The organism is Pontibacter sp. YIM B11418, assembly GCF_059278805.1.
The window spans coordinates 417756-430961 of sequence record NZ_JCAEMH010000002.1 but is presented as its reverse complement, the minus strand read 5'-3'; the positions used below and the strand labels follow the sequence as shown (position 1 = coordinate 430961).

The window sequence follows — 13206 nt, the reverse complement described above, 5'->3', positions numbered from 1 at the left end:
TATGGATTAACAGAGCGACCGGCCATGGCTATACCTGACACAAATGCTCCTGTTCTGCAAGGTACGGTTTCTTCTACAAATGTATTGCTCGCTAAAGTTGCAGCAAACCGACAATTTGTCGGCTGCTATACCTTTGGCTTTTTGTTTGCAGATGCCCTGGCTATAGCACAAGCTTTTTAAGGTATAACCGTATACCTTCACATAAACCAAAACACAGCAATGGCAAAAATAAGATCGACTACTGTAGTAGGTATATACCACAACGGAGAAGTATGCGTAGGTGCCGACGGGCAGGCTACCATGGACAAGCACATCGCCAAAAGCAATGTTAGAAAGATCCGCAAGCTGCTCGACGGCAAGATCGTGACAGGCTTTGCAGGCTCCACTGCCGATGCCTTCACGCTGCTCGAGCGCTTCGAGGAAAAGCTGAACGCCTACCAGAGCAATATGAAGCGCGCTGCCATTGAACTGGCCAAAGACTGGCGAAAAGACCAGTACCTGCGTAAGCTCGAGGCCATGATGGTAGTGGCTAACAAAGAGGAACTGCTCATTATTTCCGGAACCGGCGATGTGCTGGAGCCCGATAACCAGATCGCCGCCATAGGCTCGGGCAGCATGTTTGCCCACGCAGCCGCTTTGGCACTCAAAAAGCACGCTCCGCACCTGACGGCAGAAGAAATGGTACGTGAAAGTCTTAACATCGCCGCCGACATCTGCATCTACACCAACCACAACCTCATCATCGAGAAACCGGCCAAATAACCTCAGGTATAGCGCACATGGTGCAGACCATCGAACAGGCCATCCGGCAATTATACCCCATTTCAGATAAAACCTTTGGACAGCTCACGGCGCTCATGCAGCGGCAGGAGTTGCCCAAAGGCCATATCCTTTTTCGGGAGGGGGAGGTGAGCCACAAGGTATACTTTATTGAACGGGGCATCGCGCGCGCCTTCTGCTACCGCAATGATCAGGAAGTGACCTTTTGGTTTGGTGCCGAAAGTGATCTTGTTTTTTCCTATTACAGCTATGTGGCCAACAAGCCCGGCTACGAAACCGTGGAGCTGCTCGAAAACGCGGTGGTGCACGCCATAGACCTGGCCCGCCTGCAGGACCTATACCTGACCAACATCGAACTGGCGAACTGGGGCCGCAAACTGGCCGAGTACGAACTTATCAAAACAGAGGAGCGGTTCATGGTTTTTCAGTTCCAGTCGGCCACCGAGCGCTACAAGGCCCTGCTCCAGCAGAACCCCGGCCTGATCCAGCGCGTGCCGCTCAACCAGATTGCCTCATACCTGGGCGTTACACAGGTTACCCTTAGCCGCATTCGGGCAGAAGTCCGGTGATTTTTTAACATTTGTTAAATTTCTTCTGCCACTGAGTCCCGACCTTTGTCAAAAAAGGAAAAATGGGCTGGCTGTACTTAATCATTGCGGGCATGTTTGAGATCGGGTTTACTACCTGCCTCAAGCTATCAAACAACTTTAGTGTGCTGAAGTGGTCAATCGGCTTCTTCATGTGCATCTCCCTCAGCTTTTTCCTGCTTAACAAAGCCATCCAAACCATACCCATGGGCACCGCCTACGCCGTCTGGACAGGTATAGGCGCGGTGGGCACGGTCATCGTCGGTATGATCCTCTACAAGGAGCCGGCCGATTTCTGGCGACTGTTCTTCATCTTCCTGCTCATCGGCTCCATTATCGGGCTAAAACTGGTGTCGAAGTAGGGAGGGCAGGGATGTCATTTTAAAGCTTATCTTTGCCGGAGTACATATTTTTTTAACTCATAGAGAGTTGCAGGAGTATAAACACGAATCAGTAAACAGCATAAACACAAGGAAATGGAAGTATCTAATTTTTTAAAGAAGCACTACAAGCACTTCAACGCTGCTTCGCTCATCGACGCTGCCGAAGGATATAAGACGCACCTCAACAACGGGGGCAAAATGATGATCACGCTGGCTGGTGCCATGTCTACAGCTGAGCTGGGCATCATACTGGCCGAGATGATTCGCCAGGACAAGGTGCACGCGATCTCTTGTACCGGTGCAAACCTCGAGGAGGATATCTTCAACCTGGTAGCCCACGATTTTTATGAGCGCGTACCACATTACCGCGAGCTGTCAGCTGCCGACGAGGAAGACCTGCTGAGCCGCCACATGAACCGCGTAACCGATACCTGTATACCTGAAGAGGAAGCGATGCGCCGTATCGAGCATACGGTGCTGAAGTTCTGGGAAAAAGCTGACCAGGAAGGTAAATCTTATTTCCCGCACGAGTTCTTCTATCAGATCCTGTTGTCAGGTGACCTGGAGCAGTACTACCAGATCGACCCGAAAAACAGCTGGATGCTGGAAGCTGCTAAAAAGAATCTTCCGATCATCTGCCCGGGCTGGGAAGACTCAACTTTGGGTAACATCTACGCCGGCCACGTGATCAGCGGCGACATCAAGAATGTGCACACGATGCGCACAGGTATACAGTACATGATGTTCCTGGCTGACTGGTATACCCAGAATGCGAAAGAGGAGTCTACAATAGGTTTCTTCCAGGTTGGCGGCGGTATAGCCGGTGACTTCCCGATCTGCGTAGTGCCGATGCTGCACCAGGATTTGCAGCGCACAGGTGTTCCGCTTTGGGGCTATTTTGCTCAGATCTCCGACTCTACGACCAGCTACGGTTCTTACTCAGGCGCTGTGCCAAACGAGAAAATCACCTGGGGTAAGCTCGGCAAAGACACACCGAAGTATATGATCGAGTCAGACGCCACCATCGTTGCGCCGCTTGTATTCGCGATTGTGCTGGATATGTAACTTTTGAGACCAGGGAATTTCCTGACAAGAGAAGTTTTGGATAATAGAGAAGCCCGCTGTTGATGCAGCGGGCTTTTTGTTTGGCTGACGCCTGGCATCTGCTATTAAATATAGAGGTAGTTTAGTGCCGACCTGTAAAAGGTATAGGGAGGCTGTATTCTAAAAGAAGGTATTCCGGTACCCGTACTGGGTAGTTGGCAGCAGTGTGGATGCGTGTATGAATGTGCACCCGGAGCAGGTATAGTGACAAACAGTTAGTGTGAATTCTGATCCGGTACGGGCATGAAAATACTGAGGCTGAATCTTATATCAGTATTTACCAGTATATTAATCCTGTTATATATTCATAACAACCTATTCATGAAAACGACCTTGACACTTATCTTACTTCTCACCTGTACGCTTGCCTTCGGGCAGAAGAAGTTTGTGGCGGGCCAGTACGTGACGCACCAGGGAGACACCGTGCAGGTGCACATAAATGACCAGAACTGGAAGAGGAGTCCCACCTTTATTGAAGTGAGGCACGACCTGGTCAGCACCAACACGCAGAGACTCGGTGTGGCCGACATTAAAAGCTTCTCGCTCACTTCAGGTGACAGGTTCGAGGTGCATGCTGTGGATAAGGAAAAGACTGTGACGAAAATAGGCAGCACCTACATCTACGACAGCCAATCCAGCATTGTGCGGGACACCGTGTTTTTGCGTGCCCTGGTCAAGGGCAAGATGAGTTTGTACACATTGAATGAACCGGATGCACAGGAGCGCATCTACATTCAGAAAGAAGGCGAGACCCCTGTTGAACTGGTTTACCGATCCATTATACAGCGTGCAGGCGGCAAAAGAGGTATTGTGAAACTGCCGGTGTACAGGGGAATGCTGACTGCCAGGATGACGGACTGCCAGGATTTGATCAACAAGATAAGCAAGGTGGCCTTCAAGCCGTCGGCTTTGAAAAGTCTGGTGCAGGATTACAATATATGCGCAAGTGGCAATGAGGGAGACTATGTGGCCGCTGAAGAAAAGATAAAGTTCAATGTTTATGCCTTGGGAGGCGTTTCCTATACCTCCCTGAACATTGATGGCCATCCGAACAGGGCACTAAGCGAACCGGATTTCAAAGGTATGGGCTATACCTTCGGTTCCTCCTTTGTGGCTACTTTACCCAGAAGCCATGGCAAATATGCCCTGATAGGGGAGCTGCTCTACAAAGCATATCGGACGGAGGGAACCTTCCAACATGTGAACACACAGACGGAGCAGGTGTACACGGAATATACCACCACTTTCGAGATGTCCCAGATGGCTATCAACGTATTAGGCCGCTACGGAATCCTGGACAAAGGTATACGGCCGTATATTAGCCTTGGCATCAGCAACAGTTTTATCTTAGATGATAAAAGCAGGCAACTGGTTTATACTCCATCCAGTTCAACAGGAAGCAACAAAGAAGGGAATCCGATGGCAAGTAGCATACGGAAGCATGAGCAGGCGCTGCTGCTGGGTATAGGGGGAGAGTGGAAGAACATGCAGACGGAAATAAGGCTTGAAACCGGAAATGGCTTCTCTGCTATTGAGGGAGTGAAAACTGTCAATAATACGGTGACCGTCCGGTTGGGCTATAAAATAAAATAGAACGAACGTTGCTATACGCAAAAAGCGCAGCCTGTTTAGAACTGGCTGCGCTTTTTGCGTATGTACATCGCTGGCTTATTTTACTTCACCAGTTTCTCTGCTCTGTACACAGGGTCTGCGGCCTGCAGAATTTTACCTTTCAGCTTTGGGTTGTAGTTCGGATGCTCGGCCAGGAAGGTGCGGATGGTTTGAGCAGCCGTTGGCGTCTGGTAATACCCAAAGGTTGATTGCAGCCAGTTGGTAGGGAAAAAGATGTCTCCGGTCAGCTGAATTTCCTCCACTAGTTCCAGACTCTCGCGCAGGTGTTTTTCTGAAGAAGCAGCCCGCAGCGGGTGGTGCAGGTATGAGAGCGCAGTACCTACCCAGGCCTCCTTGTCGCGGTTGCTGCGGTCTTTGAGCGAGGCAAAAAAAGCATCGCGCACTTGTTCTTCGCCAGACAGGGCCGGCATCAGGAACTGCAGGCGCTTCTGGCGGTCCGGGTTTTTGATGCGGGCCAGTTGCTGACGCAGTATACCTTCGGAGTCGGTGTAGTCGCGCACGGCCAAGGATTGAGACAGCGAGGTATAGTCGTCTTCGGTGAGGGTGACGCCTGCTGGTGCCTTCTGGCTTTGCCATACCTGATGCAGCCGGTCCAGCGCTTCTTTTGTCAGGGCAATGTTTTGGTAGGTTTTGAAAAAGAGCTTTTTGTTGTTGCCGGACTTTTGTTTTTCCATCGCTTCCCACAGATTTTTTTCGAAGGCCGGAGCTAATTTAGCTCTTTGCTCCGGACTGGTGAATTTCCAGAACGTTTCACTCAGGTAGCCCGTCAGTAGCTTCAGGTTCAGTTCTTCCTGTTCGTTAGGTGATTGCAGGAGGGTAATATAATGCATCATGTCAGGTGTAATATCTACTCCGTTGAGCATGTTTTCATACAGGTTGATGTAGCTCGAGGCGCGCATCACAGGGTTCTGCAGTTTAGGTAGGTAGCTTATGCCTCGTGCATCAATGGGGAAGGTCCCGTAACCTTGTCCGGAGGAGTTAAACAGCACATAAAGCGGCCACTCTTTCCCAATCACCTCCTTAAACTCAATAGAAGCTTGATTCATGTTGACAGTATATTCCTCTACACGGTCATCATAAACCAGCGCTACTTCAAAAAGCTGAGGCCACAAGCGTTCTGACCCATCTTCGCCCTTTTGTGAAATGGAAAAAACGCTGATTTTCCCATCTTCTACATCCAGCTTACTGTCGAAAACCGGACGGCCCGGTTCGTTCACCCATACCTTATTCCACGCTTGCAGATCCGCGGGCGTGCGTGCATCCAGTATCTCGATGAGTTGCGGCCAGGTAGCATTGCTGTTGGCATATGTTTTCAGGTATACCTGCAGACCCTCCTGAAAAGCTTTTTCGCCCATCAGCCGTTCCAGCTGTCGCATCATAATGGGAGCCTTGTGGTAGATGATGTTCCCGTAAAGCGAGCCGGCATCCTGCAGGTTAGCCAGGTCCTGACGGATTGGGTTAGCGCCTGCCGTGCGGTCCACGCTGTAGGCAGCCGGGAAGTGGTCGATCAGAAACTTGAGATCGTAATTGCTATCCTTCACCGTTGTTTTCGAAATCTTGTCCGCCATGAAATTGGCAAACACCTCTTTCATCCACACGTCGTTGAACCAGCGCATCGTCACGAGGTCGCCAAACCACATGTGCGCCGTTTCGTGTGCGATCAGGTTAGAGCGTGCCACCAGCTGGTCCTTGGTAGCGCCCTCGTCCAGGAACAGGGTAGAGGCCATATAGTCGATCGCGCCCACATGCTCCATGCCGCCGTACTGAAAATCAGGTATAGCCACAAAGTCGAACTTATGGAAAGGGTAGGGGATTTGGGTATAATCCTCCATAAAGGCCAGCGCATCGCGGTGTATGCTGAAGACCGGGTCTATACTTTTAAGCTTATCCTGATCGGTTTCGCGGTGGTAAAAATGCATGGTGCGGCCCCGATCGCTGTTACTCACCTTGCTGAAGTTACCGGCTACAAAAGTAAAGAGATATGTCGGTATGGTATCGGAAGGCAGGTAGGTATAGGTCTTGATCGCGCCTGTCATCACCGAGTCTTGTAACGGAGCATTGGCCAGGGCTTTCCAGTTTTGCGGCAACGTGAGCGTGAGTTTAAAGACAGCTTTCAGGTCCGGCTGATCGAAGCAAGGGAATACGGTGCGTGCGCGGTCTGGAACGAGCAAGGTATAGAGGTATTCCTCGTTGCGGTTGAGCGAGAGGTTGCCGGCCGTAAACTCGAGCTGCACCTGGTTCTGGCCTTCTTTTAGGTAGCGCGGATCGATGACGATGTGCTCGTTTTGGAACACGGTCGGTATCTGTTTTCCATTCACCCGAATGGTATGCAGGTGGTCCAGCTGCTCCTTAAAATCGATCTGCAGGGCCTGCTCTTTGCTGAGCAGATTAAAAGTGATAGTCTCAGTAGCAGGTATAGGTGCGTCTTTGCCAGCGGGGATCTGCAGTTTGATGTCATACTGCACGTTGCTCAAGGTCAGATTGCGGTGCTCCGCCAGTTCGCGCGAAACGCCGGTGTCGACTGGTAAGGTATAAGCGCTGTTCGCAGGGCCTTTGCTGCAGCCACTCAGTATTGCCAGAGACAAAGCCAGGGAGGCGAATTTAAAGGTATAGCTGTGTTTGGACATAGTTTGTGTTGAGGGTGTCTGTAAATATAAGGGATTTTGAGAAGCGGGGATGCCTATTCCTGGCGTTGTAGTAATAGCTTGTTGCAGGTATAGCTGCTTTGTAGCAACTGCTGTTGCAGGTGTGGCGGACTGAATTGCTTTGTAGCTTGCCCTGGCCGGGCGGGCCTTACTTTTTGTCTTGACACAAAAATCGAGGGCCCCTACCCCCACTCGCTGACCACTCAAACAGTGTATTGTCGTTTTGTGCACCGGGCAAGGTGATTTGCTTTGTAGCTACTGTGCAAGATGGTCTTGCTATACCTGCCATTCGTCTATGCTACAGCGCTTATACCTGAAAATCGGGCAGTAGCAGAAGTCCCCCTTCGAAGGGGGCAGGGGGATGACAATCGTGCACGGATAGCTGAAACTACAGTGCATATACCCTGAATATGGTAATTACACATTCCCCGCCTTAGAAAAGGAGGGGTTAAGGGTGGTTGGACCCGGCATCTGTGAGAACCCTGTCAATCCGTGGGGGTAGGGGGCTCTCTAATCTTGTAAATCCTGATTGAGAACCTCACCGGTCTGGAAGACACCGCGAGGTCTTTGCTTTCTCCTTGTTCATTAACAGTCCCTAATCATCCCACCCCGTAAAAAGCAAAAGCCGCGAAACTCGCGGCTTTTGCTCCAAACAAACAATCAATAACAAACATCTAAATTACTATGCCGGCGTCATGGATTTCTCACGGTCCCAGTGGCGATGCTTTTTAATGGCCTCAACAAACTTATTGGCAAACTCACCAGCGTCGGCGTTGGCTCCGGCCGTGATCACACCGGAGTGGGAAACTACTTTGCCCGACTCCTTGTCAGCAAAGTTCACGCCTACTACAAAAGCTTTTTCGAACATATTGATGCCGAAACCGGAAGTGGCGATCGGCTTGCAATGTTTGAAGGCTTCGGCCACAAAGTGCAGGGCGTCACCCAGGCCCATCATCTTGCGCACGCTCTTCTCTCCATCCGGAATGTAAACCGCGTCAAACATAATGGACCCTGTCGTCACGTGGCTCATGTCTACCTCCAGTTCCTGACCGGTGCTGGAGATGCGCTGGCCCTGTACCTTCGACACGATTTTGGCATGGACACCAGCAGCCTCCAAAGCTTCCTTCACCTGCATCACCTCGTTGTAGTCGAAGCCATCTTCTATGAGGATGGCGACTCTGCGGGATTTGGAACCCTCTACCTTGTCTTTATCCATGCTGATGCTCGGCGATTCTGCCACAGACTTGCCCTGGCTGATTTTCTGAGAAGCGGCATCCTTTACAAAATTTCCGGTCGGCTCCGAATCCTGGTCTACCGGCATTTTGATGCCTATACCTGCGGCCACCAGAGCAGCAAGCTGTGGGTCTACTCGATAGAAATTGGCCACCTGCCTTTCACGGATGGCTTTACGTTCTACCTTACCCAGTTCGAAGTGGGCAGCTGACACCAGGTGATCTTTCTCCGCCTCAGTAAGAGAGTTCCAGAACATGGTGGCCTGGCTGTAGTGGTCGTTGAAGCTTTCGCTGCGGGCGCGGATCTTGTGGCCTTCCACCTTCTCCATGTGGTGCACGTAACCGCCCATGTTCTCCGGGGCCATCATCGGGCAGCCATTGCCAATCGAGTTCGGCCAGTAGTTGGCCTTGCCCTTGCCAATGGTCATCTTCATGAAGCCCGCCCCGTGGTGATTGTGTACCGGAGCCACCGGTCTGTTGATCGGTACTTCGGTGAAGTTGATACTACTAAAGCGGTTGATCTGCGTGTCAAGGTAAGAGAAGAGACGGCCTTGTAATAGGGGGTCGTTGGTCACATCTATGCCGGGTACCAGGTTGCCCGGGTGAAACGCCACCTGCTCAGTTTCAGCGAAGAAGTTGTCCGGGTTGCGGTTGAGTACCATCTTGCCGACCGGACGAAGCGGCACCAATTCTTCCGGAATGATCTTAGTGGCATCCAGCAGGTCGAAGTCATACTTAAACTCATCTTCTTCCGGCACTAGCTGCACGGAGAGCTCATATTCCGGATAGTCACCCATCTCGATGGATTCCCACAAGTCGCGTCGATGCCAGTCAGGGTCTTTGCCAGCCAGTTTCTGGGCCTCGTCCCATACCAGCGAATGCGCCCCCAACATAGCGCGCCAGTGGAGTTTCACAAAGGTCGATTTGCCAGCCTCGTTTATAAAGCGAAAAGTGTGTACCCCGAATCCATCCATCATACGGAAACTGCGCGGAATAGCCCTGTCTGACAGCAGCCACATGATCATGTGGGTAGACTCAGGCATCAGGGAAATGAAATCCCAGAAGGTGTCGTGGGCAGCAGAGGCCTGTGGCATTTCGTTGTCCGGCTCCGGCTTCACGGCGTGCACCAGGTCGGGGAATTTGATACCATCCTGGATAAAAAATACAGGTATGTTGTTGGCCACCAAGTCATAGTTGCCTTCTTCGGTATAGAACTTTGTGGCAAAACCTCGGGCGTCGCGCACGGAGTCAGCAGAACCCCGGGATCCTGCCACCGTGGAGAAGCGTACAAATACAGGGGTTTTGGTGTTTGGGTCGGTCAGGAATCTGGCTTTGGTAAATTCCTTTAACGAGCTGTCGTAGGGCTGAAAGTACCCGTGCGCACCCGAACCACGGGCATGCACCACGCGCTCAGGTATAGACTCGTGGTCCAGATGGGTCATTTTCTCGCGGAAGTGGAAGTCTTCCATCAACGTTGGTCCACGCTGCCCAGCTTTTAGCGAGTCGTCGGTGTGGTTGACCCTAAGGCCTTGGTCAGTGGTCATGTACTGACCATCCCCGTCTGACCGGAAATGTTCCAGTTGTTTGTTTTTACTGTTTTCGTCGATGTGGGTAGGCGTTGTCTTGTCCTTGTCTTTCTCGTCCATGGTTTAGTTTGTTTTTGGATGTAGGTGAGGTATAGCTTTTTGAAATCGTGTGTGGAATTCACTCCAACAATACGGGCGAGTATTTTAAGTGGTTAAGAAAAAGTGAAACTAAACAAGATTAAAATGGAATTAAAATAAGACTTTAAGAATAGCCCAAGCAGCTATACCTGTGCTTTAGTTAGATAAAACACAGGTATAGCGCAAGCAAGATTAGGAGTATTTAAAGGAAATTCGTTATTGCTTAACGCCCGGATATCATAGACTAAGTTCCTTACGACCGAAGCTGTACTCGTCTTCCTTTAGGTAGTAATCGCCGCATTTCTGCAGAATGGTCAGGTTGTCGATCGTGATCTCCCAGTTGAAGTTGTAATTGAAAAGAAAAGTAAGGACCGGGCCCAGTAATTCGGGGGAGGTGTCACCGAGGGCCAGTGAAATATGAGGGAGCCACATATTAGGGTTATAATAAACGCCCATTTCGCTGCTCATCTCCGATATATCGCGGTGCAGGCGGTCGTGTAACTGGTTGAGCGGGGCGGTGCGGAGTACAGGTATGTAGATGACCGGCTTCTCACCCGGAAACACGCCCAGGCCTGTGGTACGAATTGTGAAGGGTTCGGTCTCACGGCTGGTCTCCTGCAGGTATTGCTGCAGTTCCTCCATATCCGGGATCTCGGCCGTCAGCAGGGTCAGGTGCGGGTATGGCGTCATCTTCACTTCATTAAGTCCGAATTGTGAGTCGAGTAACTCAGTCAGTTCAGTGACACGTGCAGAATGGGAAGGGTCGAGCAGGGATGTAACTGCGATCATAAAAGGTTATTTTTTATTGCTGTTCTCAACATCTCGCACACACATTTCTCAAAAGCATAAAGCTATAGAACGAGGCACATGTGATAATGTTTGCCTGTACAGGGCTTTTTGCGGTGGGCAACGTCTCATTTTACGTACGGGGCGACTTTTGGTCTGTGACCCTTTAAGCTGGGGATGTTTCCCAAAATAAGTACCTTTGTAACTCAGCTTTCTGAATCTATGATTTCTATCAATAACCTTAGCTTTCATTTTGGCAGCCGCCCTATGTACGAGGATGCCAACCTGCACATCAAACCCAAAGACAAGATTGCCCTGATCGGGCTGAACGGTACCGGCAAGTCTACACTGCTGCGCATTATTGTGGGTGAATATAAGCCTGACGGCGGAAGTATCCAAATGAGCCGGGACACGACCATCGGTTTCCTGAACCAGGACCTGCTCAGCTACGAAACGCACGAGAGCATTCTGTCGGTGGCCATGCAGGCTTTTGACGAGGCCATCTCGCTGCAGAAGGAGATCGACCAGGTGCTGGTAGAGTTTGAGCATAATTTCCATGATAAGCTGGTTGATAAACTGGCGGCGCTGCAGGAACGCTTTGAGGCGCTCGGCGGCTATACCATGCAGGCCGAAGCCGAGTCGATCCTGGAGGGCCTTGGCTTCACGACCGAAGAACTGAAGCAACCGCTGGCCTCTTTCTCTGGTGGCTGGCGCATGCGCGTGATGCTGGCCAAGATCCTTTTGCAGAAGCCCTCGCTGCTGCTGCTCGACGAGCCGACCAACCACCTGGACCTTCCCTCCATCAAGTGGCTCGAATCCTATCTGGACCGCTTTGAAGGTGCCGTGGTGATTGTTTCGCACGACAGGGAGTTTCTGGACAAGACCACCAACATTACAGTGGAAGTGTCAGGCGCGAAGCTAAACCTATACCCGGGCAACTACAGCTTTTATGTAGAAGAAAAAGCCCTCCGCAACGAGATACAGAAGGGGGCCTACGAAAACCAGCAGGCCCATATCCGGCAGACGGAGCGCTTTATTGAGCGCTTTAAAGCCAAGGCGACCAAAGCCAAGCAGGCGCAGAGCCGCATGAAGCAGCTCGAGCGCATGGAGCGCATTGAGGAGGTGGCAGGAGAGGCAGCAAAAGTGAACTTCAGCTTCCGCTTTAATGTACAGCCGGGCCGTCACATCTTCCGGTTGGAGCACATGAGCAAGAGCTTCGGCAGCAAGCTTATTTTCCGGGACACGAACGTGCACATCGAGCGGGGCGACAAGATTGCGCTCATCGGTGCTAACGGTAAGGGAAAGTCCACATTGCTGCGCATCATCGCTGGCACCGAGCCAATTCAGGGAAAGCGCGAAATGGGACATAATGTAATCATGTCCTTTTATGCGCAGCACCAGCTCGAGGCCCTGAACGTAGAAAATGAAATACTGCAGGAATTGCAGCAGGCCGGCTCCGGTAAGACGGAGGTCGAACTGCGCACGCTTCTGGGCTCTTTCCTGTTCACCGGCGACGATGCGTTTAAAAAGATAAAAGTGCTGTCGGGAGGGGAGAAGAGCCGCGTGGCACTGGCCAAAACACTGATCTCGGAGGCCAACTTCCTGATGCTCGACGAACCGACCAACCACCTGGACATGCAGTCGGTCAACATCTTGATTCAGGCGCTGGAGCAGTACGAAGGTACCTTCATCATCATTTCGCACGACCGTTACTTTGTAGAGAATGTGGCCACCAAGATCTGGTACATCGAAGACTACCAGCTGAAGGAATACCCCGGCACGTACCACGAATTTGAGACGTTTCAGGAGAAGCGGGAGAAAGAAACAAAACGAGAGGCCGCAGCGGCACCAGTTGCTAAGAAAGACGAACCTAAGCCAAAGCGTGACAACAGCGAGTTCAATGCCCTGAACAACCAGCTAAAACAGGTAAACCGACAAATAAGTGAGCTGGAAAAGCAGGTGCAGCAACTAGAAAAGGAACTCGCCAAATACGAAACGGAGCTGGCTGACCCGAAGGTATATGGTAACCCAAGCCTGTTGCAGGAAACTTCCCAAAAGTTTGAATCCGTGCAGAAGGAACTGGATGCTGTCAACCAGAAGTGGGAAAACCTGATGCTGGAGGCCGAGGAGTTAGAAGAGCAATTGGGTAGCTAGAAAGGTATAAGTATCAGCTGGCAAGTTAGGTATGCCTGATTAGACCAGTTCATGTAATTTAAAATTGAAGCAGCAAGCCACGTGTTTGCTGCTTTTTTTGTGCTGTGTGAGGTATATTTAGTTGATTGTCAATGTTTAGACACCTTCAATAACCTATACTTAAATACAAAAATATGCGTATGTAAAAATTGCACTTTGAAATAAATTGCAATTATGCTATTTTGTTCCCGATACGCACT

Annotated in this window: 10 protein-coding genes; 7 read left to right on the top strand and 3 right to left on the bottom strand. The window is 50.9% G+C overall.

Annotation, left to right across the window (positions count from 1 at the left end; all coding sequences use genetic code 11):
• Window positions 1–24: 24 nt before the first annotated feature.
• From AC4QZR_RS06260 to AC4QZR_RS06235, 6 genes are all read left to right on the top strand, one after another.
• Window positions 25–180, top strand: coding sequence for a hypothetical protein (locus AC4QZR_RS06260; protein ID WP_494480129.1), 156 nt, complete (start codon window positions 25–27; stop codon window positions 178–180).
• 39 nt (window positions 181–219) lie between these two features.
• Window positions 220–762, top strand: a complete 543-nt coding sequence (gene hslV, locus AC4QZR_RS06255) for an ATP-dependent protease subunit HslV (protein ID WP_220624287.1) — start codon at window positions 220–222, stop codon at window positions 760–762.
• 17 nt (window positions 763–779) lie between these two features.
• The gene (locus AC4QZR_RS06250; RefSeq protein ID WP_494480128.1) at window positions 780–1349 is read left to right on the top strand and encodes a Crp/Fnr family transcriptional regulator; all 570 of its coding nucleotides are present in this window, start codon (window positions 780–782) and stop codon (window positions 1347–1349) included.
• 62 nt (window positions 1350–1411) lie between these two features.
• Window positions 1412–1729, top strand: a complete 318-nt coding sequence (locus AC4QZR_RS06245; RefSeq protein WP_494480127.1) for a DMT family transporter — start codon at window positions 1412–1414, stop codon at window positions 1727–1729.
• A 114-nt stretch (window positions 1730–1843) separates the two neighbouring features.
• Complete coding sequence (locus tag AC4QZR_RS06240; RefSeq protein WP_253403943.1) at window positions 1844–2815, top strand: deoxyhypusine synthase family protein; 972 nt, start codon at window positions 1844–1846, stop codon at window positions 2813–2815.
• Between the two features lie 360 nt (window positions 2816–3175).
• Complete coding sequence (locus tag AC4QZR_RS06235) at window positions 3176–4447, top strand: porin family protein (RefSeq protein WP_494480126.1); 1272 nt, start codon at window positions 3176–3178, stop codon at window positions 4445–4447.
• An 80-nt stretch (window positions 4448–4527) separates the two neighbouring features.
• Here the strand turns inward: AC4QZR_RS06235 and AC4QZR_RS06230 are convergent, their stop codons facing one another.
• From AC4QZR_RS06230 to AC4QZR_RS06220, 3 genes are all read right to left on the bottom strand, one after another.
• Entirely contained in the window at window positions 4528–7113 is a 2586-nt protein-coding gene (locus AC4QZR_RS06230) for a M1 family metallopeptidase (protein WP_494480125.1), read from the bottom strand.
• A gap of 700 nt (window positions 7114–7813) precedes the next feature.
• Window positions 7814–10009, bottom strand: a complete 2196-nt coding sequence (locus AC4QZR_RS06225; RefSeq protein WP_494480124.1) for a catalase — start codon at window positions 10007–10009, stop codon at window positions 7814–7816.
• A 255-nt stretch (window positions 10010–10264) separates the two neighbouring features.
• Complete coding sequence (locus AC4QZR_RS06220; protein ID WP_253403951.1) at window positions 10265–10816, bottom strand: 2'-5' RNA ligase family protein; 552 nt, start codon at window positions 10814–10816, stop codon at window positions 10265–10267.
• A 219-nt stretch (window positions 10817–11035) separates the two neighbouring features.
• On the opposite strand from AC4QZR_RS06220, the gene abc-f reads away from it, so the two are divergent.
• A complete protein-coding gene (gene abc-f, locus AC4QZR_RS06215) occupies window positions 11036–12967 on the top strand; it encodes a ribosomal protection-like ABC-F family protein (RefSeq protein WP_494480123.1) in 1932 nt (643 codons plus the stop codon).
• Window positions 12968–13206 lie beyond the last annotated feature (239 nt).